Source organism: Robertmurraya massiliosenegalensis JC6 (assembly GCF_000311725.1).
Lineage (GTDB): Bacteria > Bacillota > Bacilli > Bacillales > Cytobacillaceae > Robertmurraya > Robertmurraya massiliosenegalensis.
Map to the genome: position 1 here is coordinate 130,367 of NZ_HE978513.1, position 25,344 is coordinate 155,710.

The following is a 25,344-nucleotide window of genomic DNA, read 5'->3' on the forward strand; positions in this document are numbered from 1 at the left end:
TTTTTCATGCCGATACGCCAACTGTTTATACGAACACATTATCCACAAGTCGAGGAAATTTATAAATTCCTGACAATAAAAAAAGACCTCAGGTACAAGGTCCATTATTGTTTTCGAAAATCATATTTATCTTTCAGAACATCAAGAGTATGGTCATTAATGACGACCGTTTTCTGATCGATCCAATGTATATTTGCCGCTCCTTCACGATAATTCCAATATAAATTTTGTGTTTTTTTATTTTCCTTATGGTAAACAAGTTCTCCTCGAATCGAGAATGAAGTCGTAGCTCCACCGTTTACGAGATATGCCTTTACACTATAAGTTCCATCAGGAGATGCTACTTCTGTAAGAAAATCCCTGTTGGCAGGCGATTCATATCAAAAACGTCCAATATATTCCATATCCAATCATGCCTAAAAGAAGGACACTCGCTATAAATATAAACTTAAATGCCCTGTTCCATTTTTTCTTTTTCTCATGTAACGTTGTATTCAAGAAATCATCCTCTTATGAAAAGTCATTTTGTCGTATATCGCCATACTCCATTTTCATTGGTGGAAACGATTGCCCCTTGCGCCATTAAATAGTCAAACTGCCCGACAGTCTCTGACATCGTGAGTGATAGCTGACGTTCATACACCTTAGGAAAAAGAAGCTGACAGGCTTCAAAAATCGTCAACGGCTCCTTCTCTAGCATTTTCTTCACCTTCTCTGACCGTTCATGTTGCTGTGACAGTCTTTTATGGATCAACTCATTCTTGTGAAGGATTTCTTCACCATGACCTGAATACACTAAACTCATCGGGATCTCTAACAACTTTTTCAAAGAAGCAATGTATTGAAGCAGTGGCTTTGGCCGGTCTAACTCTCCTGATATTGGCGGCTCTAAAATAGGATTCGGGGAGACATGAGCAATTAAATGATCTCCACCAATATAACAGTGATCCTTTTCCCGATACAATCCTATATGACTTTGAGCATGACCTGGAGTCTCGATCACCTGCCAGTCCGACAAGCCAATTGGAGTATCTCCTTCTACTAAAAATCCCGTCAACAAGCGATTGCACGAATATTTCAAGTCTTTTTTAATCGCTCCTGCCAATCTCCAGTAATCCTTTGGAATGCCAAATTCTTGAAACGCTTTTATAAAAAACTGATCATTTTCTGCTAAAAAATGTTCGGTGGGACTCAACCACCTATTATTCAATGGATGCCCGTATACAGGTAAGGATGCCGGAAAATAATCTAATAGGCCAGCATGATCTGGATGGTGATGGGTTAATACTACTTGGTCAATATCAGAAGTGCGTAAACCCAATTCTTTTAATTGATCCGTTACTGCCTGCCAGGCTTCATCCGTCTTCGGTCCAACATCTACTAATGTTAGTACCTCCCCCTTAATCACATAAATGTTCACATCCCCAACTGCAAAGGGAGTGGGAATGATGATTTTAGCCACTCCGTTTTTCCATTCCGTCATTTTCCATTCTCCTTAAACATTATTTTCACATAAGTATTTATGTTTTTCTTTGACAAAATACACTCATATAATCAATAGTTTACCTTTATGATCAAAAACTGTCATTATTTTCACATAACTTAATATGTAAATAATTTTATTTATTTTCAAAACATACTTGACAGACAAGCTATAGATCTTGCATAATCTCTATTAATATTTTATACAAAGCGATGACGAAGGACTAGTAAATGGAAAATGATGAAAGAGAGTGAAGCTCAGCGGCTGAAAGGCTTCACCATCCACTTACCCATTGAACCTACCTAAAGAGCTGTTAGCAAACCTAACCGTCTACCGGCGTTAACGGGATATTGAGATCACCTATCGTGTTATGGCAGGTGAAAAAAGGTGGTACCACGGAAGCAAGACCTTTCGTCCTTTATTGGATGAAGGGTCTTTTTTAATTGGAGTAGGAGATGATGACATGGAAAAAATCGCAATGATCGGAGCTGGCTCAATGGCAGAGGCATTAATTTCTGGCATGGTCGAAAAGAATTTTATTAAAGGTGAGCAAATCTGGGTGACAAATCGGAGCAACAAGGAAAAACTAAACCAACTCCATGAACAATACGGAGTCAATCCGACCTATGATTTTGAAGAAATGCTCCAGGATGCTACTGTTATGATGTTAGCGATGAAACCAAAGGATGTTGCCCAAGCAGTGGCGCAAATTAACCCTTACTTAAAAAAGGATACCCTCCTTGTTTCCATGCTTGCTGGAGTATCCATGCAAAGTATCGAAATGCTTGCTGAGCAGTCTATTCCGCTTGTTAGAGTGATGCCCAATACTTCTGCAGCTATCGGCCAATCAGCGACAGCACTTGCTGCCAACTCAATTGCAAGCGAAGAACAACTCCATTTAATCAAAACAATGTTTGACACCGTCGGCCTGACCGTTTGTGTTGAAGAAAAACAGCTAGATGCAGTTACTGGATTGTCTGGCAGTGGCCCTGCTTACATTTATTATTTAATTGAAGCCATGGAAAAAAGTGCAACCGAAATCGGGCTTGAAGGTGAACTAGCACAAAAGCTCATCGTTCAAACATTAATTGGAGCAGCTGGGATGGTCTCAAAAACAACAAAGCCACCAGAACAGCTACGAAAAGAAGTAACGAGTCCTGGCGGCACAACTGAGGCAGGGTTAAAAATTCTAAAGGAGCACCAAGTGCAGGAAGCATTTATCCAATGTATTAAGGAGGCAACTTCCCAATCGAAGCGACTTGGTCTTGCTTTAGCAGAGGACCTAGAAAAAGAAAAGCATAAGTAAGAGAACGATTTCGTTCTTATGGAAAAATACGAAAACCGAAGGCAGATGATTGCCTTCGGTGTATGCCGTAATCAATATGGTAATAAAAACCGCACTGAGAGTCATTTTGCAAACATGGAGCGAAATCTTCCTTACTGGTTCCTCAATATGTGTTTAAGGTCTTTAATATCACTTTCATGTTTCAACGAACGCACTGCTAATATATCAATAACCTTTTGTTGATCTTCTAGTACTTCTTTCAGTTCTGATGTTTGATCGCCGATATGTTTCTCAATTTGTCCAAAGTAAGGGCCAAGACCATTGATAAGATTATCTTTAATAATTGAAACATCTTTCCTTAGTTCTTGCTGGGATTCTTTCAGTTCTTCCAGTCCTAGCTTAAATTCTTGCTGGGACTCTTTTAAACCTTGCAGTTCTTCTTTAAATTCTTGCTGTCCTTCTTTCAGGTCATGTAATTCAGTGAGAATTAATTTTAAAGTTTCTTCCATTAAAAATCACTCCGAACTCTTTTTTTATATAATAGCACGGGCAAGCCAAGAAAAAGGCTTCAGTCTATGATTCTTTTTTAACAATTATTGTTTCTTGGTCTTAAAATAGACACATTATACTAAGCATATATTTTTCGAATTTGCCAATCCATTGTTATACTTTTAACATACCGAACAGAGGAGGCAACTTAATTGGATAACAAATTATTTTCTACTTATTCCATTAAAGATTTAACGTTAAAAAATCGCATCGTCATGGCACCCATGTGCATGTATTCTAGCGAAAATGAGGATGGAAAAGTCGAGGATTTTCATATGACTCATTATGTCAGCCGAGCAGTCGGGCAAGTTGGTCTCATTATTCAAGAAGCGACTGCAGTGACACCTCAAGGACGAATTTCCTCAAAGGATCTCGGAATTTGGAGCGATGACCATATTGAGGGATTATTTCGATTAACAAGCCAAATTAAGAGCTATGGAACAAAAACGGGTATTCAGCTCGCACATGCTGGACGAAAAGCAATGGTAGATGGAGAAATCTTAGCCCCATCAGCTATTCCTTTTAACGAAGACATGAAAACACCGAAGGAAATGACATTAGAGGATATTCATGAGGTAATTGAGGCCTTTAAACAAGGGGCTTTAAGAGCAAAAAAATCAGGCTTTGATGTCATTGAAATCCATGCTGCACACGGCTACTTAATCAATGAATTCTTGTCCCCTCTTTCAAACAAACGGACCGATGAATATGGCGGAACAGCTGAAAATCGTTACCGTTTCTTACGAGAAACAATCGAAGCTGTGAAAGAAGTTTGGAATGGCCCACTATTTGTTAGGGTATCGGCATCTGATTATCATCCTGATGGAATGGCGCCAGAAGACTATGTTCCGCTTTCACAATGGATGAAGGAGCAAGACGTTGACCTGATAGATGTCAGCTCTGGTGCTGTTGTACCAGCACGAATTCATGCGTACCCTGGTTATCAAGTTCCGTTTGCCGAAGCTATTAAACATGGGGCAGACATTGATACTGGAGCTGTTGGCTTAATCACGACCGCCATTCAAGCAGAAGAAATTTTGCAAAATAACCGAGCAGATTTAATCTTCCTTGCGCGCGAGCTCTTACGTGATCCTTACTTCCCAAGAACAGCTGCGAAAGAATTAGGCGTTACCATCGATCCTCCTAAGCAATATGATCGTGGATGGTAAGATGCAAATGATTGAAGGAATTGTCCGTTATTCCATGACTGGACAATGAATCATTAAAAAAGCATGTGGAAAAAGGAGATTTTTTCCACGTGCTTTTTATTTACCACTGACTGAGTTCGCGATATCTAATAAAGTTTCTAATGGAACTTGGCGTGAAACATCCTGATTTATATAAAGAACATATTGCCAGCCATTCTTTTCAAATCGAAATAAATTGAAGCCATTTACCGCTTTCATACTATAGGTAGCCTTACTTCCATCTTTTAGGATCATAACTTGATCGATCAGTTCCTTTCGAATTGGCACACCATACTTGGCTGGCTTTATTGATATCATATAGTGATTTTCAGGCTTATCTATATGTCGATATTCCATTTCAAATTCGTCGTTTTCCATCCCTCTCAAGTTTATAAATCTCCCAAAACTATGGGTAAACTCAATCGGTGGAATTTGTACTGGTAAAGCCATTTCCTTCTTAAAATGGTCCTCTGCTTCCTGAAGTGCAACTTGAACTTCCTTAAATCCAATTTCAAAAAAGGAGCGATGAAATTCCTCATCCTTAAAGTCCGCACTGGCTTCTAGTGTAAAAGTAATGGATAAAATGATAAATAACACAGATAATTTTATCGTTTTGATATCACCACGTCCTTGATTCACATCGAGATCTCAGACATTATTATCTGCAACATTACCACCTACTATTCAATCTACCTATTTCTTCAACGGAATGACGATTTTTTGTTGCAATATACAGAAGAACAAATTGTTTCAGTCTGCTTTTAAAAACGCTTTATTCCTCCTCATCATCTAACCAATTTAAATAATAATAATATTCTACGATCACATCATGGTATCCCCATCCAATACCATCCGTTTTCTCAACAATAGAATATAATCTATCCTTGATTTCGTCATAGTATTCTTTCTTATTGTTACATTCTTTCACAACATTATAATACATTGATTCCATGCTCCTATAAAATCTTTGGTCAATATCTCCATATGCAAGTGTGAAGTCTGTTCCTAATTCAACATAATAAAGCATCAAATCCAAGGTACTCAATTCATCTCCTGAAAGTTTCTTGTAATTTGAGATTGCTTTCTTTGCCTCTTGTAAACGTAGTTTTCCATCGCCACGATCCGGAAAAAATTCATTTCTTATCTTTCTTGCGGTTTCATTGTATAATGCTTCTTCTGCTTCCTCGCCTATAAATTTATTGGACAAGTACTGTTTAACCTCTTTATTTAGCTTGTATAATTCTGTAATTAACTGAACTAACTCTTTTTGGTCAATTGATTTCAGTTCCTTTTTTAGTTCACTAACCTTTAATAATGTCATGATACATTCCCCCTTCTTACACATTATATAGCCATGTTTATAGTTTTCTTTTCCTCGACTATCAAAAAATCTACATCTTTCTTTATTTAAATATTGAATCATTTATCATTCCAGCCATCAACGTTAAATTTCATCAATATCTATTGGTTTATTTGATGAAATTTATATTTGGGTTCAGTATAAAAAACAATTATCTCTTCAAGGGAATCACAATCTCTTTAAAATCCTGAGAAATATCTGTCGTTGGGAAAATTCCTTTTGCTTCGGCGACAAGCATGTCCCAATTTGCTCGGTCGTATCTTGAACTAATATGGGTTAGACATAGTTTCTTCGCCTTTGCCTCTTTCGCAACTTGAGCTGCTTGCGTTGTCGTAGAGTGAAAATACTCATGGGCTAAACCTTCTTCTCCAGCAGCAAAGGTTGCTTCATGAATCAGGAGGTCAGCTGATTCAGCTAATTTCTTCGAAGCTTTACAAAACCTTGTGTCCCCTAAAATCGTCACGACTCTCCCCTTGATATCAGGACCTGTGAACATTTTTCCATCCACAACTGTTCCGTCCTCAAGAGTGACGCTCTCACCATTTTTGATTTGTTTATAAATAGGACCGGGTTTTATCCCTGCTTCTGCTAGTTTATCCACCTGTAACACCCCTGGACGATCCTTTTCAACCACGCGATAACCATAGGAATCAATTCCGTGTTCTAATAAGCCGGATTCTACGAGAAACTGCTCATCCTCAAACACAACTCCTTCACCCACTTCAACGAAATGCAATCGATATTTCAAATATGTTTGACTTACTGACAGATTCGTCTCCACAAACGTTTGAATACCCTTTGGTCCATAAATCGTTACATCCGACTCTCCCCCTTGGAAAGAGCGACTCGCTAAAAAGCCAGGAAGACCATAAATATGATCTCCATGCAAATGGGTAATAAAGATTTTCTCGACTCTTCGCGGCTTTAGAGATGTATGTAAAATTTGATGTTGAGTTGCTTCACCGCAATCGAACAACCAAACAGCCCCACGTTCTTCAAGCAATTTTAAAGCGATGGACGTAACGTTCCGGAGCTTTGCTGGGATGCCCGCTCCCGTCCCAAGAAATAAAACTTCCATAAAAAAACTCCTTTCTTACCGTTCCGGTTCTTCTTATCTACTTACTATATCATATGGTGCACTTTATGTTCATTTTGGATAGTTCCATCTTAAAAGACAAAAAATAATGGAGAATGTGCTAAAATATTTGCGAATTGCGTCCGAAAACTATAAAATTCATATTTGAGCCTAATTCATAGAACTTCTTTCAAGTAAAGTCTAAACTAGAAGATATATGATTCATACATAAAGTGAGAAAAGAGGTCTAGTATCTTGAACCAAAACGATAAACAAACAGCACTCATCATGATATTTGGAGCAACTGGTGATTTAGCCAAGCGCAAGCTATTTCCATCACTATATAAATTATTTGAAAAGGACAAGCTCTCCAAAAATTTTGCCGTTATTGGTGTAGCAAGACGTCCATTAACGAACGAAGAATTTCAACAGTCTATTAAGGATTCTGTTAAAACTGCGATTGAAAAGGAAGACAGAATAGACGATTTCGCTTCCCATTTTTACTACCATTCTCATGATGTTACGGACTCGGCTTCCTATGCGACATTAAAAAATATGGCGGCTGATTTAGATAACCATTATCAGCTACATGGGAATCGCATCTTTTACTTAGCGATGGCTCCAGAATTTTTCGGACCCATTGCTCTTCACTTAAAATCGGATGGCCTTACCGATGTAACTGGTTTTAAACGTCTAGTCATTGAAAAACCATTTGGTCATGACCTCGAGTCAGCGAAAGAATTGAATAACCAAATTAGAACAGCTTTTTCAGAAGATGAGATTTACCGAATTGACCACTACCTCGGAAAAGAAATGGTGCAAAATATAGAAGTGATTCGTTTTGCCAATGCGATTTTTGAACCATTGTGGAATAATCGCTACATCTCAAACATCCAAATCACTTCAAGTGAAGTTCTTGGAGTCGAGGAGCGCGGCCGATATTATGAAAATAGCGGGGCGTTACGAGATATGGTGCAAAACCATCTGATTCAAATGGTTGCCCTACTCGCCATGGAACCTCCTATTCGCTTAAATACAGAAGAAATTCGCTCCGAAAAGGTGAAAGTGCTACGAGCATTGCGACCTATTGAGGGTGAAGAGATTAATCAATTTTTCGTTAGAGGCCAATACGATGAAGGGACGGTAAACGGCAAGGCTGTGCCAGGCTATCGTCAAGAACCTATGGTTGATGAAAAATCAAACACCGAAACCTTTGTTGCTGGTAAGCTCTTAATTGATAATTTCCGTTGGGCTGGTGTTCCTTTCTATATCCGCACAGGTAAAAGAATGGCAACGAAGTCTACGAAAATTATCATTCAATTTAAAGATATACCAATGAATCTTTATTATCAGACCGAACAACAATTAAATCCAAACTTACTCGTGATTCATATTCAACCTGAAGAGGGCGTTACCATTCATCTAAATGCGAAAAAAGCCGGAACAGGAATGGAAGCAACACCGATTAAATTAAATTATGCCAATAAAGGAATTGACGGCATCAATACACCTGAAGCATACGAAAAACTATTATATGATTGCATGCGTGGCGATGCAACAAACTTCACCCATTGGGATGAGGTCGCCCTTTCTTGGAGCTTCACAGACAAAATATCAGAGGTTTGGGAAAAAACGGTTGACGAAAGCTTCCCAAACTACGCGTCTGGAACGATGGGACCAAAATGCTCTGATCAACTTCTTGAAAAAGACGGTTACTTCTGGTGGCCTGTGACCAATTTAGATCTGGATGACAAATAATTACACATAATAAGCACAAAAAACAACAACGCATGGATTTCTATGCGTTGTTGTTTTTGTTCGCTTTATTTTCATTCCTATACTGAAGTCGAGAGTTCTCCATATCTCTAGCTGAAAAAACATGGATTCCTTTTTGTTCCATCTGGGCAGTCAGAAACATAGAAATTGCAACCGTCTTTGCTTCTATTCCCATTCGGCTCTTTATTTGATTCCCAAATATCCGACCTAAACCTCGCACAACTCTAACTCCTATGTTTTCCAGCAGGCGAAACTCACTTCTATCCCCTATTAGTAGCGACGGCTGAAAAATGGATAGAGATTGATAAGGGATGTTTTTGAGTTTCTTCTCCAGTTCTCCCTTTATCTTTGGGTACCATAAACGCGAATCCTTATTAGCGTTCATTGAACTTACAATAAGAAATTGCTTGGCCCCCTTTTCATGCGCCAATATTGCAATAGAAATCGGATATTCTACATCGATCCGATACATGTTTTCCTTTGTCTTAGCTTTCTTGATGGTGGTTCCTAATGCACAAAACACATCATCAACCTCAAAATACGTCTCCACTTCTTCAAGTCTCTCAAAATTACAAATCACCTCGGTAAGGATGGGATGATTAACTTCAAGTGGTCTTCTTACTAAAGCATAAATCTTTTCATATTTTTGACTTTCTAAAAGAATATGAAGCAACTCATTTCCTACCAAACCAGTAGCTCCTGCTACCAGTGCCGTTTTTTTATCCATTTCGTTTTTCATCCTTTCAGAAAGTCAGTGATTCAAATAATATCATTCCTTTAAAAAGTTCTCTTTTTTAATTTCGGAATTTTCTAAATATTTATCGACAATTACATCCTATCAAAATACAATATACTTGTGCTGATTTTATCACAAGTATACTACTTAGACTACACCATACTTTTTTGAAAACGTTTACAAAAAAAGGAGTGTTAGTATGAAAAAACGAGTAGACCCTGAATTATTAGCAAGCTTGGAAATGTTTCAAGACCTCGATTTACGACCAGAGTTTTTACCAGCACTAAGAGAAGGAATGGACCAAATGAGACCACCTACAATGGTTGATGAAGCCATTTCATTAACAGAAGAAGTGATCGCAGGTCCTGATGCCAATCCATTGCGACTAAGAATTTATCGCCCGAAATCCAATAACGAAACCTTACCTGTTTTGTATTGGATTCATGGTGGCGGTTATATCTTAGGTTCAGTTGAAGACAATGACGATCTTTGTATGAAATTCGTAAAAGATGCTGGCTGTGTGGTCGTTTCTGTAGATTACCGATTAGCTCCCGAGAATCCTTATCCAGCGCCCATTGAGGATTGTTACACAGGATTAAAATGGGTTGCTGATAATGCAGAGTCACTAAACATAGATTCAAACCGTATAGGTGTTGCAGGAGCTAGTGCCGGCGGCGGATTAACAGCCGCATTGACACTGTTAGCACGCGATCGTAAATATCCGTCTCTATGTTTCCAAATGCCACTCTATCCAATGATTGATGACCGAAATCATACTCCTTCTACCCATGAAATAAAAGAAGGTATGGTTTGGAATCAAAAGACAAACGAAGCGGGCTGGAAAATGTACTTAGGAGATTTATATGGAACGGAAAATATCCCTTCCTATGCTGCCCCTGCCCGTGCAGAAGATTATAGTAATTTACCTTACACGTACACTTGTGTAGGTCAATTAGATCCATTCCGCAGTGAAACACTCACCTATGTAACTAAACTTGCCGAAGCGGGTGTTGATATTGAGTTTCACTTATATCCTGGAGCCTACCACGGTTTTGAGGGGTTAAGTCCGAACGCAGCACTATCTGTTCGCGCTTTGAACGAATATGTAAACGCAGTTAAGATAGCTTTCAATAGAGATTCTAAGGTAAATGTGTAAATATTTTTAAAGAAAGAGCTGTCTGGAAAGAACACTTCTATAGCAATCGGAGTATTTCCAGTTAAATGTAAAATGGAGACTATTGTGGAGAAAATAGGGGAAGTTATTCCGCTCTCAATGACTTGCACATTCTTTATTACATTCTTTGCAGAAGCTGAGGAAACTCCGAATTGCTCCTGAAACTTTGTCATAAATAATGCAAGGGAATGCTTTAGTTGTTGTCATGAAGAGTGAAAAACACTTCCCATAAAAATGATAAATTTAAAACCCGTTTTTAGCATTCTCATTTAACCAACATCTCTTAAAAGTATTATTGTATGTATGAATAATCTCATAGCATAGGCAATGATCATTGCCTATGCTATGAATCAACTTAGTTTGCTAAAAACCAATCATATAGAACTTGTGATTCGATCGAGAGAAACGGAGCTAATGTTTTATCGAAATATAACACTCCATTTGTTGAAGTATCAACAACACTTGTTCTCCATATTTGTGTTTCGCTCGCATAGTACTCTTTGTCCGTATACACTCGATACCAAGTTGTACCATTTTCAACACTCTCAATCACTTTAAAGTCTCCAACTTTGTTTTCAAAATCACTTGTTCCGTCACCCATCGTTACTTCAATCACTTTGTAGCCTTGATCATTTATATAGAAATTAACTTCTTTATTTGTTGTCGTTCTTGTTGAACCATTCGGTGTTGCTTTAAAAATAATATCTCCAGTATAGTATGGTGGTCCTGCTGGCTCCTCTTCAGGGTCCACCTGAGAAGCAACAACCTCTAACTTAATATTCCCCTTTGCACCTTGGAAATCGATATCATTGTCACTATGTGGCCAATCAACTAGTATTCTATAACTCTCTGTATCACTTTCTGGTCTAAATGTTGTTGAATAATCAACATCGACCCACTGATTATTAATGGATCTTTGGAGAGTCAATTCAATAGGAGAATTGTTTCCAAATAGTTTTCCACTTGGTTCTAAGTTCACCATGTACTCCACTGGTAGAGTAGTATTATTTTTATTAATTTGGAAGCTATAGGCTTCTATCGTTTCCATTCCAGGGATTAAATCCTCTCCTAGATCAAATTGACGATTCCCAATGGTCTCTCCATTTCCATTCACAGCTTCAACATCAAACTTGGCTGCAACTGCTACGTTTTTATCACTCGTAAAACTTTTACTAAAGTAGGCAATCGTACCAATTGTTGCAATGGCTAACATGAGTACTCCAACAAGACTAATAGCTAACTTATGCTTTTTAATAAAATTCATCATCATTTCTCCTATCTCCAATTATTTTTAAACCTAATAAAATACATAACGAACCTCAATAAAGAACAAAAAGAATAAAAAAATAATCAACTTTTCCTTTGCCATCACCTCCTAAAATTGCTCATCGAATCACTTGTTCTTGCTTCTTTGCTGTTACCATTTTTTTGATGATGCTTACAATCAACGAAAGAAATAGTATGCTAGTTATGGTAATAAGGCCTAATGGGCTTTTTACAAACTTTAGTAGGAAACCTAATTTCGGTATCTTAACCATAACAGAACCAACGATTTGATCGGGATGAACAAGAGCTTCATCCACTACGTTATTGGCATCTCCTTTTGTTTGAAACAGGCTTGTCCCATTTCTATTCACCACATCCACTATGCGATGTGTTACAAATGTTCCACTCTCTTTTCGATAAGTCACCACATCATCGATCATTGGTTCATCTGTAGAATACGGACGGATGATGATAAAATCTCCTTGAGTAAACCCTGGTTCCATGCTCCCCGTTAAAATAGTAAGCATATTGAATCCGAAAATGGACGGTAATGAATCAGAATTCCTAGTAGATTGAATGAAGGAATAGAGCGAGAGTAATAGAACGATTACGAGTAATAGTGAAAATAAATTTGCAATGATTTTGAAGGTTCTCTTAATCATAAGCCCCCCTTTAAATTTAAAAATGACAAAGAATCTTTTGTTCTTTACTAAGAACACTATAAGAAAAGTATAAGCTTACTTCGTTCGTTATACAAGTCCTAATGTTCTAAATAGTAAAAATGACATTTAAAAAAACTACTAAGCATCCAGCCTAGCAGTTCAAAAAATTTTTTAGAAAAAACTTAACACAATTACACCTAGTCCTTTTTCTGCTCTTTCATTTCCTCTAACAAGGCGATGATTTTTTTATTTTGCACAATTAAAGTTTCGTTCTGACCCCTCATTTTGGCAAAATCAAATAGGAAAACGATTAATATAACAACTACGAATATTACGAGCATGTCCTCTCCCCATTCATCAAGTGATTTGACCCCGATAATCCTTTAAGCTGGGGTGAACTATGAATCTAGCATAGCTTAGAATAGAGGGTATTTCCATAAAATCAATTGGATTCTTTAAACAAAACAAAAAACAGCCCAATCAAATTGAGCTGTTCGTTTTTATTGTTAATCTAACCATTCCGTATGGAAAATACCTTCCTTGTCGACACGTTGATACGTGTGAGCACCAAAGTAATCACGTTGTGCTTGAAGTAGATTTGCTGGTAATGTTTCGGTTCTGTAGCTATCGTAGTAAGATAATGCCGCTGAGAAACATGGAACAGGAATTCCGTTTTGAACGGCTACTGCGATAATCTCACGTAAAGCGTATTGATAGCTTTCGACAATTTCCTTGAAATATGGATCAAGAAGAAGATTCTTTAGACCTGCTTCTCGATCATAGGCATCTTTAATTTTTTGTAAGAATTGAGCCCGAATTATACAGCCGCCACGGAAAATCATAGCGATATCTCCGTATTGTAAATCCCAATTATACTCTTCAGAAGCTGCTCTCATTTGCGCAAATCCTTGTGCATAAGAACAAATTTTACTCATATAAAGCGCCTTACGAACGGATTCGATAAAGCTTGCTCGGTCACCTGAGAACGGCGTTACTTCAGGGCCATTTAATACTTTACTTGCTGCCACACGCTCATCCTTCATCGCTGAAATGAAACGAGCGAACACAGACTCTGTAATAATTGGCAGTGGAACGCCTAAGTCAAGAGCACTTTGGCTTGTCCATTTCCCCGTGCCTTTTTGACCTGCTGTATCAAGGATGACATCAACCATCGGTTTACCTGTTTCATCATCCTTTTTCTTGAAGATGTCTGCTGTGATTTCGATTAAGTAGCTATCAAGCTCGCCCTTATTCCAATCAGCAAACACTTCATGAAGCTCTTCTGCAGTAAGTCCTAGGACATTTTTTAATAAAAAGTAGGACTCAGAAATAAGTTGCATATCTCCATATTCGATTCCGTTGTGAACCATTTTGACGTAATGACCTGCACCATCTGGGCCAATATAAGTCGTACAAGGCTCATCATTTACTTTTGCCGAAATATCTTTAAAAATAGGTGCAACTAATTCATACGCCTCTTTTTGCCCACCAGGCATGATCGAAGGCCCCTTTAAAGCGCCCTCTTCTCCACCAGAAACTCCTGTTCCGATGAAATGAATGCCAAGCTCACTTAATTCCTTATTACGTCTTTGCGTATCAACGAAGAAAGTGTTTCCACCATCGATTAAAATATCCCCTTTTTCTAAATGAGGCTTTAATTGTTCAATGGTTGCATCTGTAGGTCCACCCGCTTTAACCATTAACATAATTTTGCGTGGTTTTTCAAGTGACTCGACGAACTCTTCAATTGTATATGTACCAACGAAATTACGGCCTTCTACTTCCTTTAACATCTCATCCGTTTTTTCACGCGAACGATTGTAAACAGAAACGGAATATCCTCTGCTTTCAATATTCATCGCTAGGTTTTTTCCCATTACGGCGAGCCCAATTACACCAAATTGTTGTTTTGTCATTCTTGTTACTTCCCTTCTTACCTTGAAATACGATTGCATCGTGAATCCACTTTACTTTAGCAAGAAATACGCAAAGATGCAAAAATATAAGTTTCCTGTCATTAGTTTGTCATAAAGTGGCTGAAAAATGAGCCTATTGAGAATCCTTTTTCTTTTTTTCGATTTGCAGAAAATCTTTATTAAAACTCGTTTCTGTTCCAATTTGGCGTTTCTGCTCATGGGAAAGATGGCTTGCCTGCTCGATGATGTGGGCCCCGAATTTTTCCTTTAACTTTGATACTGTTTCTATTAGCGGCTCTTTTTTCGCATCCTTTTCATAAGAAAAAAGGTCGAGCTGTTTCACGGCATGATCATGTTCCACCAAATCTGTCCCTGTAATCCCTAAAAGGCGAACTGCATCCCCTGTCCAGTTCAAGACAAGCATTTGCTTCGCTAATTGTAAAATGTCATCTTGTGCAGAAACGGGATTCAATAATTTCTTACTTCTCGTCACCGTTTTTCGATCCTTATAACGAATCGTAATTCCTAATGACGTCGCCATGACTTTTTTCCGTTTCAGGCGTACGGATACCTTTTCTGCCAACCCTTCTAACACACGAAAAAGTTCCTGCTGATTGGAAATGTCTTTTGGCAAAGTTGTCGAATTTCCAATACTTTTAAAATCTGAGATGGCATCAGGGTCAACAAGGCGATTGTCGTTCCCATTTGCTCTTTCTTTTAAACGGATTCCATTGATCCCTAGTAAGGCTTTAAGCTGAATTTCATTTCCTTTTGCTAAATCCCCGATCGTGTAAATTCCTATTCCTTTTAATTTCTCCGCTGTCTTCTTGCCAACCCCATGCATTTCCCCTGCCTCCATCGGCCAAAGCACAGTTGGAATATCCCTTTTTCTTAAGACGGTAATCCCTAAAGGCTTCTTCATATCTGAAGCCATTTTGGCTAGAAACTTATTCGGAGCAATGCCAATACTACATGGCAAATCAAGCTGCCGAATGAGGCGCTTTTGAATTTGCTCGGCAATTTCAAGAGGCGTTCCTAATTCATAGCTTTCCGTAATATCCATATAACCTTCATCAATCGATACGGGCTCCACAAGCTTTGAAAATTGATTCAAAAGCTCGAACATCCCCATCGAAGCTGCTCGGTACCGATCGAAATTTGGTTTTTTCACAATCAACTGCGGACAAAGTTTTTTTGCCTCCCATAGGGGCATCGTCGTCTTCACACCAAATTTCCTCGCCTCATAACTACATGTAACAATAATTCCCCGTCTTTCCTCAGGATTCCCTGCAATCGCTAGAGGCTTTCCTTTCAATGAAGGATCATAAGCCATTTCCACCGAGGCATAGAAGCTATTCATATCCACATGCAAGATCACTCGACCATTTTTCGGATACATGTTTTTCATCCCGTCAACACTTCCAAGAATAGAGATTCATATAGGTTTATTTTAGCACACGTTCGTTTATCGGCATAAAAAAGAAGAGCGTGATAAAGCTCCCCCTCAACTTTCATGTTAAGTTGAAAAAAAGATGATGCTGAACAAAACGAAAATGATGATCCAGCTTTCGAGCAAACATTCTCGTAAAAAAAGACTCTTTACTAAAAACTTTTATCGTATTAATTCCGTTAATTGTTTCTTGAGTGGAATTTAATATCTTTGAAAAGCTTTCCCGCTCTTTTCTCGAATTTTCTCTTGTTTTTTTATTATCTGGCGGATTCGGACAACATCGCCGATTCACCCTGCTTCTCTGTCCGAATATCTGCCGGATTCGGACAAGATTAGCGATTCACCCTGCTTCCCTGTCCGAATTTCAAGCGGATTCGGACAACATTAGCGATTCACCCTGCTTCCCTGTCCGAATTTCAAGCGGATTCGGACAACATCACCGATTCACCCTGCTTCTCTGTCCGAATATCAAGCGGATTCGGACAACATCGCCGATTCATCCTGCTTCTCTGTCCGAATTTCAAGCGGATTCGGACAACATTAGCGATTCACCCTGCTTCCCTGTCCGAATATCAAGCGGATTCGGACAACATCGCCGATTCACCCTGCTTCCCTGTCCGAATATCTGCCGGATTCGGACAAGATTAGCGATTCACCCTGCTTCCCTGTCCGAATTTCAAGCGGATTCGGACAACATTGCCGATTCACCCCGCTTCTCTGTCCGAATTTCAAGCGGATTCGGACAACATCGCCGATTCACCCTGCTTCTCTGTCCGAATATCTGGCGGATTCGGACAACATTAGCCTTTCATGATGTCTGCTCATTAAGCGGAATTTTTCCTGTTATGTTTCATACCGCTACTCCTACCGTTTATACGAACATTAAGTCGAGGGAATTTATAAATTCTTAGACAATTAAAAAAACTGATCCCAAAAGCTATTAACGATGACTTTTGGAATCAGCTTTCTGTGCTTCGTTCTCCAATATTCCTCTATTTCTTTGATAACATCGAGTAATATCACTAACAGAGTACGAGATTAGTCGGTCATTTAGAATGGCAACGTTAGTGGCTTTCCTTTCAATAAAGGTTCATAAGCCGTTTCCACTATAGTTACTAAAAATGTAAAGTCAACTTGACTTATAGCGAGAAAACAATGTAAAGTAGACTTAACGTAAAGCTGACTTTACTTATGTGGGTGATATAGTGAAAAATAATATTAGAGATTTGCGTGCAATTCATTACTTAACTCAGGATGAATTAGCTGAACGATTAGAAGTTTCAAGACAAACGATCATTTCGCTTGAAAAGGAACGGTATAATCCATCTATAACGCTTGCTTTCAAACTTGCAAAAGTATTCAATTGTCAAATTGAAGAAATTTTTACTTATGAGGAGGAATAACTATGGCTGGATTTAAAAAATCAAATCGAATCACCTATTTATGTATGGGGATTTTATTTACGATTATGGGGATCTATTTAAATTATGAAGAAGTTACAAAGGGGAGTTTTCCAGTTGCGATCATGTTACTCGCACTTGGGATAAATCAGTTGCTTTTTGCATATCTTTCACCACATATTTTCCCAAGAGATGAACGTGCCAAGGAAATTATGGGAAAGTCCATGACGGTGAACTATTTTATTCTTTTTGGTTCATTATTTGTTTTGTTTCTATCTACAGGTTCTTTTGGGTTCTTAACATTAGATGCAACTCAAGTACTCATCGTCCTTTTTTGTATTATGACAATATCAATTCCAAGTACAATGGTCGTCTATTCGAAAATATTATAAAGGTGAATGACAAAACAAAAGTAGCCCAATATTAGGCTACTTTTGCTTCTCGTTCTCCATAAATTCCTGTATTTCTTTAATACCGTCCAGTGTTCTCACTAACACAGTTGGAGAGATAATGGTGATCAGTCGGCCATCTAGATTGGCAACGCCAGTAAAATAGCTCGTTTTCTGGTAAGCTACCAACCCTACCTGCTTAATGATTTCAGATGGAATATCCAAGATTTCCTTTGCTTCTTTTACAAGGACCCCTAATGATAGGTCATCTGTATGTAGGACGATGACGCGTACAGCATCAGTTGATTCCATTTCACGATTATAGAGAATCCTTTCTGTATCGATGGCTGGAATCAACTCGCCTCTGACCTTCATAATCCCGTTCACATAAGCTGGTAAATGGGGAATTGGTGTAATTCCTTCTAGCTTTTCAATTGATAAAACATTTTCAATCGGAATCGCATATTCTTCATTTCCTACTGTAAACACAACCAATTTATTTGAATCTTGCATGAATATCCCCTCACCTTCCTCTCTCTATAGTACTCACCAAATAGGCCCTTTGTCTATGTAAAATTTCTAGTACAAAAGTAATAAGAGAACCACAACACTGGTTCTCTTAAGAAGGTTTATCCTTGGCTAACTTCTTCGATAATGGCAATGACCATTTCAGCAAGCTTGTTTAGCTCTTCAATCGGCATCCGTTCATTTTTCGTATGTATTTCCTCGTATCCAACAGCAAGATTGACAGTTGGAATTCCAAATCCAGCAATGACGTTGGCATCACTACCTCCGCCGCTCTTTAAAAGCTCAGTGCTTCTGCCAATTTTCGCAGCTGCTTTACGTGCCACTTCAACGACATGGTCCCCTTCACCATATTTAAAGCCTGGGTACATCACTTCTACCTCAACTTCAGCACTTCCACCCATTTCAGACGCAACTGATTTAAAAGCAGTCTTCATCTTTTGAACTTGAGCTTCCATTTTTTCAGTTAGAAGAGAACGTGCTTCTGCTAAAATTTCTACACGGTCACAAACGATATTGGTAGGACCTTCACCTTTGAAATATCCAATATTAGCTGTTGTTTCTTCATCAATTCGTCCTAATGGCATTTTGGCAATGGCCTTGGCTGCCATCGTAATTGCCGAAATGCCTTTCTCAGGTGCCACACCAGCATGGGCGGTTTTCCCTAGAATGGTTGCTTTCACCTTTGCTTGTGTAGGTGCCGCAACGACGATATTCCCAACCTTGCCATCGCTATCAAGAGCATATCCAAATTTAGCAGTTACCAAAGATGAGTCAAGCACCTTAGCACCAACTAAGCCAGATTCTTCTCCTGCCGTAATAATAAACTGGATTGTACCATGAGCAATATTTTGCTCCTTTAATACTCGAATTACTTCAAGCATAACCGCTAATCCTGTTTTATCATCTGCCCCAAGAATCGTCGTACCATCTGTAACTACATATCCATCCTTAATTGATGGCTTTATCCCTTTACCTGGGACAACCGTATCCATATGTGATGTAAAATAAATGGTATCGACTCCATCTTTCGTTCCAGGAAGAGTACAAACTAAGTTCCCAGCACCATGTCCTGTTAATGCAGTTGTGTCATCCTCAAACACTTCCACACCTAAAGCAGAAAATTTTTGCTTTAATACTTTAGCAATTTCAGTTTCGTATTTTGTTTCTGAATCAATTTGTACAAGCTCTAGAAATTCATGTAATAATCTTTCCTCGTTAATCATTGATGTATCTCCTTTTCGTTTATCTTCCTACTTCAGTATAGCTTTTTCTGCCAAGAATCGGCAAATATTTCTTTACAAAGGAATATTGCCATGCTTCTTATACGGACGTTCTTCCTTTTTATGACGAAGCATCTCAAGCGACTGAATGATTTTTATCCGAGTTTCTCTTGGGTCAATGACATCATCGACCATTCCCATACTCGCTGCCACATACGGATTGGCAAATTTTTCTCGGTATTCTTCAATCTTCTTTGATCTCGTCTCTTCTGGATTATCACTATTTTGAATTTCTTTTGCAAAAATAATATTTGCCGCTCCTTGTGGCCCCATCACCGCAATTTCCGCATTTGGCCAAGCAAACACTAAATCAGCACCAATCGATTTACTATTTAAGGCAACATAAGCACCACCATAAGCTTTTCGTAAAATGACAGTCAGCTTTGGTACCGTTGCTTCTGAATAAGCATAAAGAATTTTCGCTCCATGACGGATGATCCCCCCATGCTCCTGTTTTACTCCTGGGAAAAACCCTGTCACATCCTCAAAAGTAATAAGCGGAATATTAAAGCTATCACAGAAACGAATAAAACGTGCTGCTTTGTCAGACGAATCAATATCAAGACCACCTGCCATCACTTTTGGCTGATTGCAGACTAAACCAACTACTTCCCCTTTTACCCGCGCTAAACCAATCACGATATTTCGTGCAAAATCTTTGTGTACTTCAAAGAAGGATCCACGGTCGACAACTTCTTCAATGACAACCCTTACATCATAGGGTCTGATGGCATCAAAAGGAATCAAATCCGTTAAATTCGGACGGGTATCATCTTCCTCATCTACTTCCAATATCTTCGGTTTTTCTTCACTATTTTGCGGTAAATAACTTAATAATACTCTCACATTTTCAATGATCTCTTCTTCAGACTCACTACGAAAATGAGCATTTCCACTAATGGAATTATGTACCTTTGCACCACCAAGATCTTCAGGAGAAATTTTCTCACCTGTCACTGTCTCAATCACTTTTGGTCCAGTAATAAACATTTGGCTTGTTTTTTCCACCATAAATACAAAATCCGTTATTGCGGGAGAGTATACGGCACCACCTGCACAAGGCCCCATAATGACGGAAATTTGCGGGATCACGCCTGAATAAATCGAATTGCGATAAAAGATTTTTCCGTACCCATCTAATGAAACAACTCCCTCTTGAATTCTTGCCCCACCAGAATCATTGAGCCCAATAAAAGGAGCTCCATTTTTCGCCGCTAAATCCATCACATTGGCAATTTTATTGGCATGCATTTCCCCTAATGCGCCACCAAAAACGGTAAAATCCTGAGAAAATAAATAGATAGGACGGCCATTCACTTTTCCATAGCCTGTAACTACCCCATCTCCAGGTCCCTTTTGATTTTCTAACCCAAAATCTTGGGAGCGATGTTCGATAAAAGGATTTAATTCTACGAAAGTTCCTTCGTCTACAAGCAACTCGATCCGTTCTCTTGCTGTCAATTTCCCTTTCTCATGCTGTTTATCGATCCGTTCATCACCGCCACCAAGCTCCACTTCTCGTCTTCTATCATATAGTTCATTTATTTTTTCATAGATGTCCATCCTGCTACTCTCCCTTATCCGTTTTTTCGCATAACTCAAACAATACCTTGCCCGTTGACTTCGGATGCATAAAGGCTACAAGAGCCCCACCTGCTCCTGTTTTCGCTTTGTCTTGAAGCATTTGAATTCCGTTTTCCTTCATTTCATCTATTCGTGCTTGAATCGAATCTACTCCAAGTGCTACATGGTGAATTCCTTCACCTCTTTTTTCAATATGCTTTGCAATCGCACTTTCTTCACTTGTTGGTTCGAGCAATTCGATCTTTGTCTCACCGATTTTGATGAATGCTACTTTGACCTTTTCACTTTCTACAGTTTCAATCGCCTGAACTTCAAGCCCTAGTACATCTGTATAAAACGGTAACGCTTCCTCCATTGATTTAACCGCAATCCCAATATGATCGACCTTCTTAATCATGAAATCACTCCCCTTATTATGACAACGATCAGTATATTTAAAATATTCGCTAAAATATTCCTATTTCCTTCCTTAAATTGAGCGGTTGTTCATTTTCAAATTACCTAGTAAAATAGAAGACAAGATGTTCACAATGGGAGGGAAATGAATTGAAAAATAAAAAAACAAGAAAAGTAATTGTTTACTTAATGATATTTGCCATGCTTGCTTCAACACTACTCCTTGGTTTATCTATGTTTATCTAAGAAAATACAGCAAAAACACTTTAAGGAGTAGGGACTTTTCCCTACTCTTTTTTCGTAACCTTTCCCTAGAAATCAAGTCTAATTAAGTGAAATGAACTAAATGAAAAGTGGTGATTCCGATGCTTATACACTTGAGAAAAATAGCAATTTCTCTCACTGCCTTTCTCTTGGTCACTCTTGTAGGTTGTGGAACAATGGAAGGCTCGCAAGGTGACAATACGAATGGGGAGAGTGTTGAGAAAGAAATGAGCACTACGATAGACCATGTTTCAACATACCATTATCAACTCGCCATTGAAAACAACACGGACAAGGACAAAACCTTAACCTTTCCTTCATCCCAGGATTATGATTATTCCATCAAAGATAAGGATGGAACGATCCTTTACACCTATTCAACTGATAAAATGTTTTTAACTGTAGTAGAAGAAGAAGTTCTAGCCCCTGGAGATAAGCTCAAATATGATCTTGATCTTTCAGAAGCACTTCCGTTTATTGATCCAGGGGAATACACATTAGACGCATGGATTACCGCAACAGATGTTGAAGAAAATAAAGTCAGCATTGACTTCAACTACGAATGATCGAACACCTTCAAACTTCCTATTCAATAAAAGCAAGCCCAAACAAACCTATTGGGATTCAATAGGTTTGTTTGGGCGAATGGAAATCTATAAAGAAAATACCTCTTCAATTAACTAATTTGAAAGCAATTTATTGCAGTTCTACACTACCTTTTCGATATTTTTTCTTTTCTCTTTTCAAATATTTAAAAGAGTTTTTTAACATTAAATACTGTTCCATTTCCTTTGTTAGTTGCAGAAGGGAAGCGCGAACTTCGAATTCTTCACGAGTCTGGGGAAGTTCCATACTTTGAAACTCTTCTCTCATCTCTAACAAATTTTCAAGAAAATTTTTTGGTACTTCTCCTGGACTTATGTATTCGGCTAATTCTTCGAGAAAATCACCAATCATTTGTCCTTGTACGACGGTAACGGGTAAAGAAGCAACTAATGGTAAAATCCGTTCAATAATCTCGAATTGTTTTTCTCGCATTTTAAAATAATGGTAGTAAAGATTTTCGTTGCGGCGAAAGTGATTCTCGACATCGTGAAATGCCAAAGTTTTTGCTTCATCAATGACTCTCGCTGTCTTCGTTAGCTCACTTCCGTCCCAGCTACTGTCACTAGTCCTTAAGTAGTGAACGATTTCGAGCATGATTTTTCGAAAATTCTCTTCCAACTCAGCCTGGAGTTGAACTAATTTCTTCTCTGCACTTGGCATATAAAGATTCATGATAAGAGCCATCCCGACCCCAATAATGACAATTCCTAATTCGTTAAGAATAAGTTCAAATGTCACATTCCCTGCCATATAAATATGAAGAATGATGACACTACTTGAGACGATCCCTTCTTGCGCCCTAAACATCACTGCTGTCGGAATAAAAAATAAGAGCATTAAGCCAATTGTAATGGGATGGTAAGTAATGCCCTCAAAGAAAAGAGTCGAAAACGCCATGGCGATCATGCAAGCTAGAACTCGATCCCAAGACGCCTTGACCGATTTTACTTTCGTTGGCTTGATACAAAGAATCGTTAAAATCCCAGCTGATGCAAAATTATGAAGACCGATTGTTTGGGCAAGTAGAATCGATAATGTCGTACCTAGCGCCGTCTTGATTGTCCGATATCCTATCCGAAATTTCATAAATCCCCCCGAAGTTACTTCAATTTTTCATATTCGCAACCCTTATTGTATCAAAAAAACCTCGGAAAAAACCGAGGTCTTAAACTTCTTCACAATATTGTTCAAATGCAGCCTGTAATTTTTGCACAACATCCATTGGACCATGCCCTTCAATATCGTGACGCTCAATCATTGTAACAATCTTTCCATCCTTAAGTAATGCAAAAGAAGGAGAAGACGGCGGATATCCAGTAAAGTAAGAGCGAGCTTTTTCTGTCGCTTCCTTATCCTGTCCAGCGAATACTGTTACTAATCGTTCCGGTCTCTTATCGTAATGAAGGGAGTGCATAGCAGCTGGGCGAGCAATCCCACCGGCACATCCACAAACCGAATTCACCATGACGAGTGTTGTCCCTTTTTGTTGTAATGTTTCGTCCACTTCTTCAGGAGTTGATAACTCTTTATATCCTGCTGCGACAATTTCCTGTCGAGCTTGGCGAACTACATCGTTCATGAATAAATTAAAATCCATGTTCATCTATATCGCTCCCTTTTGTGTTTTTAATCTGTACTCTCTTCTACATAATACCAATATAAGCACTTTATTTACAACCATTCCACTCGTAATTATCCTTTAATTTAACCGAGTTGGAAATGAACTTGATCACATTTTTAAAAAAATTTTTTAAAAGATGTTTTATTTTTATCGATATGGGTAAATACACCGTAAGCAAGATCTATCCCATAATTACCCCTATTGGCTACCATGTAGAATGGTAGTCCTTTTTTTATTTATTCGCCTTGAAAAAATGTTGAAAAAGACTGTCTACCGCTGAAGTGACGGTCCTATCTCCGGCAATAACCTCATTTTCATACTTTGGTAGCAACTCTCTTACAAGTGGATGATAAAAGAAATTCGCCTGAAGCTGATCGATAATCATCGATTTCATCCATTCTTTCGTCTGGACTCTACGCCGTTCTTCAAAAACACCTGATTGTTTGGTCGTATCCTCGAATGCTTTCACTGTTTTCCATACACGCTCAATCCCTTCGTTTTTCAACGCCGAGCATGTGTAAGCTTTTGTTGTCCATCCTTTCGTCGCCGGCTGGAGAAAATGAAGAATTTGATTGTATTCTTTCATCGTCTTTTCAGCTCGTTTTTTATTTTGTCCATCCGCTTTATTTACAAATACCCCGTCAGCAAGCTCCATAATTCCTTTTTTCATGCCTTGAAGCTCATCCCCAGCCCCTGTTAAAACAAGGAGCATGAAAAAATCGACCATTTCACGAACAATCACTTCACTTTGGCCGACTCCGACTGTTTCCACTAAGATCACATCAAACCCCGCAGCTTCACAGACGATCATCGTTTCCCTCGTTTTGCGGTGGACCCCGCCAAGCTTTCCGCTTGACGGCGATGGTCGAATAAAGGCATTTCGATTTCTTGAGAGCTGTTCCATTCTCGTTTTGTCTCCAAGAATACTGCCACCGCTAATGCTGGAGCTTGGATCAACTGCTAAAACCGCTACTTTCAGCCCTTTTTCACATAGAAAGGTTCCAAACGCCTCAATGAATGTACTCTTTCCAGCTCCTGGTACACCTGTTATCCCAATCCGTAAAGCCTTTCCAGAATGAGGCAGTAGTTTCTGCAGAAGCTTTTGCGCTTGCTGAAAATGATGTTCCGCATTGCTTTCAATCAGCGTTATCGCTCTTGCTAAATGAGTTCGTTCACCTTCTAATACCCCTTTATATAGCTCATCAATCGATGGTTCACTGCCGCGTTTTTTTTGAAATCGAGCCTTTTTTGTTTCAAATGATGCCGCTTTTTCACTTTTAACCCCTGTTCGTACAACCGTTGTGAACTTATCAGAGTTATTCGGATCGATCCATTCTGGTTTCTTATCTTCAGTCAT

General features: G+C 38.7%; 27 protein-coding genes and 1 pseudogene. 8 read left to right on the forward strand and 20 right to left on the reverse strand.

Annotation, left to right across the window (positions count from 1 at the left end; translation table 11 throughout):
• Nucleotides 1-104: 104 nt before the first annotated feature.
• Nucleotides 105-302, reverse strand: a pseudogene (locus BMSHG_RS29115) (DUF5412 family protein); the annotation flags it as partial.
• A 218-nt stretch (nt 303-520) separates the two neighbouring features.
• A complete protein-coding gene (locus tag BMSHG_RS10490; RefSeq protein WP_019154406.1) occupies nt 521-1,483 on the reverse strand; it encodes an MBL fold metallo-hydrolase in 963 nt (320 codons plus the stop codon).
• Nucleotides 1,484-1,946: 463 nt separating this feature from the next.
• Between BMSHG_RS10490 and proC the strand changes: the two genes are divergently transcribed.
• Entirely contained in the window at nt 1,947-2,789 is an 843-nt protein-coding gene (gene proC / locus BMSHG_RS10495) for a pyrroline-5-carboxylate reductase (protein ID WP_026073407.1), read from the forward strand.
• Between the two features lie 131 nt (nt 2,790-2,920).
• Here the strand turns inward: proC and BMSHG_RS10500 are convergent, their stop codons facing one another.
• The gene (locus BMSHG_RS10500) at nt 2,921-3,277 is read right to left on the reverse strand and encodes a hypothetical protein (RefSeq protein WP_019154408.1); all 357 of its coding nucleotides are present in this window, start codon (nt 3,275-3,277) and stop codon (nt 2,921-2,923) included.
• Nucleotides 3,278-3,469: 192 nt separating this feature from the next.
• On the opposite strand from BMSHG_RS10500, the gene namA reads away from it, so the two are divergent.
• On the forward strand, nt 3,470-4,486 hold the full coding sequence (namA, locus tag BMSHG_RS10505) for an NADPH dehydrogenase NamA (RefSeq protein WP_019154409.1): 1,017 nt from the start codon (nt 3,470-3,472) through the stop codon (nt 4,484-4,486).
• Nucleotides 4,487-4,582: 96 nt separating this feature from the next.
• Here the strand turns inward: namA and BMSHG_RS10510 are convergent, their stop codons facing one another.
• The 3 genes from BMSHG_RS10510 to rnz form a co-directional block, all read right to left on the reverse strand.
• Nucleotides 4,583-5,143 carry a hypothetical protein gene (locus BMSHG_RS10510; protein ID WP_019154410.1) on the reverse strand — a complete coding sequence of 187 codons (561 nt, stop codon included), beginning with the start codon at nt 5,141-5,143 and terminating at the stop codon, nt 4,583-4,585.
• A 133-nt stretch (nt 5,144-5,276) separates the two neighbouring features.
• Nucleotides 5,277-5,825, reverse strand: coding sequence for a DUF6155 family protein (locus BMSHG_RS10515; RefSeq protein ID WP_019154411.1), 549 nt, complete (start codon nt 5,823-5,825; stop codon nt 5,277-5,279).
• A 190-nt stretch (nt 5,826-6,015) separates the two neighbouring features.
• Complete coding sequence (gene rnz, locus BMSHG_RS10520) at nt 6,016-6,942, reverse strand: ribonuclease Z (RefSeq protein WP_019154412.1); 927 nt, start codon at nt 6,940-6,942, stop codon at nt 6,016-6,018.
• A gap of 285 nt (nt 6,943-7,227) precedes the next feature.
• On the opposite strand from rnz, the gene zwf reads away from it, so the two are divergent.
• Nucleotides 7,228-8,697 (forward strand): glucose-6-phosphate dehydrogenase, encoded by a 1,470-nt coding sequence (gene zwf, locus BMSHG_RS10525; RefSeq protein WP_034658795.1) that lies wholly within the window; start codon nt 7,228-7,230, stop codon nt 8,695-8,697.
• A gap of 40 nt (nt 8,698-8,737) precedes the next feature.
• Here zwf and BMSHG_RS10530 read toward each other — a convergent pair whose 3' ends face one another.
• Nucleotides 8,738-9,442: an NAD-dependent epimerase/dehydratase family protein gene (locus tag BMSHG_RS10530; RefSeq protein ID WP_019154414.1), complete on the reverse strand. Its 705-nt coding sequence runs from the start codon at nt 9,440-9,442 to the stop codon at nt 8,738-8,740.
• 208 nt (nt 9,443-9,650) lie between these two features.
• Between BMSHG_RS10530 and BMSHG_RS10535 the strand changes: the two genes are divergently transcribed.
• Nucleotides 9,651-10,607 (forward strand): alpha/beta hydrolase, encoded by a 957-nt coding sequence (locus BMSHG_RS10535; RefSeq protein WP_019154415.1) that lies wholly within the window; start codon nt 9,651-9,653, stop codon nt 10,605-10,607.
• A gap of 373 nt (nt 10,608-10,980) precedes the next feature.
• Here BMSHG_RS10535 and BMSHG_RS10540 read toward each other — a convergent pair whose 3' ends face one another.
• The 6 genes from BMSHG_RS10540 to BMSHG_RS29450 form a co-directional block, all read right to left on the reverse strand.
• Nucleotides 10,981-11,889: a hypothetical protein gene (locus BMSHG_RS10540; RefSeq protein ID WP_019154416.1), complete on the reverse strand. Its 909-nt coding sequence runs from the start codon at nt 11,887-11,889 to the stop codon at nt 10,981-10,983.
• Nucleotides 11,890-12,010: 121 nt separating this feature from the next.
• A complete protein-coding gene (locus BMSHG_RS10545; protein ID WP_019154417.1) occupies nt 12,011-12,553 on the reverse strand; it encodes a signal peptidase I in 543 nt (180 codons plus the stop codon).
• 197 nt (nt 12,554-12,750) lie between these two features.
• Nucleotides 12,751-12,894 (reverse strand): hypothetical protein, encoded by a 144-nt coding sequence (locus BMSHG_RS28680; RefSeq protein WP_019154418.1) that lies wholly within the window; start codon nt 12,892-12,894, stop codon nt 12,751-12,753.
• Nucleotides 12,895-13,059: 165 nt separating this feature from the next.
• Nucleotides 13,060-14,469 (reverse strand): NADP-dependent phosphogluconate dehydrogenase, encoded by a 1,410-nt coding sequence (gene gndA, locus BMSHG_RS10555; protein ID WP_026073408.1) that lies wholly within the window; start codon nt 14,467-14,469, stop codon nt 13,060-13,062.
• Between the two features lie 133 nt (nt 14,470-14,602).
• A complete protein-coding gene (locus BMSHG_RS10560) occupies nt 14,603-15,877 on the reverse strand; it encodes a DNA polymerase IV (protein WP_019154420.1) in 1,275 nt (424 codons plus the stop codon).
• 103 nt (nt 15,878-15,980) lie between these two features.
• On the reverse strand, nt 15,981-16,211 hold the full coding sequence (locus BMSHG_RS29450; RefSeq protein ID WP_034658756.1) for an ABC transporter transmembrane domain-containing protein: 231 nt from the start codon (nt 16,209-16,211) through the stop codon (nt 15,981-15,983).
• Nucleotides 16,212-17,124: 913 nt separating this feature from the next.
• Here BMSHG_RS29450 and BMSHG_RS10565 point away from each other — a divergent pair.
• Complete coding sequence (locus tag BMSHG_RS10565; protein WP_026073409.1) at nt 17,125-17,322, forward strand: helix-turn-helix transcriptional regulator; 198 nt, start codon at nt 17,125-17,127, stop codon at nt 17,320-17,322.
• 2 nt (nt 17,323-17,324) lie between these two features.
• Entirely contained in the window at nt 17,325-17,711 is a 387-nt protein-coding gene (locus tag BMSHG_RS10570) for a hypothetical protein (protein WP_019154422.1), read from the forward strand.
• 36 nt (nt 17,712-17,747) lie between these two features.
• On the opposite strand, the gene BMSHG_RS10575 is transcribed toward BMSHG_RS10570, so the two are convergent.
• From BMSHG_RS10575 to mce, 4 genes are all read right to left on the reverse strand, one after another.
• Nucleotides 17,748-18,221, reverse strand: coding sequence for a chemotaxis protein CheW (locus tag BMSHG_RS10575; RefSeq protein ID WP_019154423.1), 474 nt, complete (start codon nt 18,219-18,221; stop codon nt 17,748-17,750).
• Nucleotides 18,222-18,337: 116 nt separating this feature from the next.
• Entirely contained in the window at nt 18,338-19,459 is a 1,122-nt protein-coding gene (locus BMSHG_RS10580; RefSeq protein ID WP_019154424.1) for a M20/M25/M40 family metallo-hydrolase, read from the reverse strand.
• Between the two features lie 72 nt (nt 19,460-19,531).
• Nucleotides 19,532-21,079, reverse strand: a complete 1,548-nt coding sequence (locus BMSHG_RS10585) for an acyl-CoA carboxylase subunit beta (RefSeq protein ID WP_019154425.1) — start codon at nt 21,077-21,079, stop codon at nt 19,532-19,534.
• A gap of 4 nt (nt 21,080-21,083) precedes the next feature.
• Nucleotides 21,084-21,497 carry a methylmalonyl-CoA epimerase gene (mce, locus tag BMSHG_RS10590; protein WP_019154426.1) on the reverse strand — a complete coding sequence of 138 codons (414 nt, stop codon included), beginning with the start codon at nt 21,495-21,497 and terminating at the stop codon, nt 21,084-21,086.
• A 149-nt stretch (nt 21,498-21,646) separates the two neighbouring features.
• Between mce and prli42 the strand changes: the two genes are divergently transcribed.
• Complete coding sequence (gene prli42 / locus BMSHG_RS28215) at nt 21,647-21,742, forward strand: stressosome-associated protein Prli42 (protein ID WP_019154427.1); 96 nt, start codon at nt 21,647-21,649, stop codon at nt 21,740-21,742.
• A 194-nt stretch (nt 21,743-21,936) separates the two neighbouring features.
• Nucleotides 21,937-22,326, forward strand: coding sequence for a BsuPI-related putative proteinase inhibitor (locus BMSHG_RS10600; RefSeq protein WP_019154428.1), 390 nt, complete (start codon nt 21,937-21,939; stop codon nt 22,324-22,326).
• Nucleotides 22,327-22,456: 130 nt separating this feature from the next.
• Here BMSHG_RS10600 and BMSHG_RS10605 read toward each other — a convergent pair whose 3' ends face one another.
• The 3 genes from BMSHG_RS10605 to meaB form a co-directional block, all read right to left on the reverse strand.
• Entirely contained in the window at nt 22,457-23,452 is a 996-nt protein-coding gene (locus BMSHG_RS10605) for an aromatic acid exporter family protein (protein ID WP_019154429.1), read from the reverse strand.
• Nucleotides 23,453-23,531: 79 nt separating this feature from the next.
• Entirely contained in the window at nt 23,532-23,969 is a 438-nt protein-coding gene (locus tag BMSHG_RS10610) for a BrxA/BrxB family bacilliredoxin (RefSeq protein ID WP_019154430.1), read from the reverse strand.
• Nucleotides 23,970-24,219: 250 nt separating this feature from the next.
• Nucleotides 24,220-25,344, reverse strand: a complete 1,125-nt coding sequence (meaB, locus tag BMSHG_RS10615; RefSeq protein ID WP_019154431.1) for a methylmalonyl Co-A mutase-associated GTPase MeaB — start codon at nt 25,342-25,344, stop codon at nt 24,220-24,222.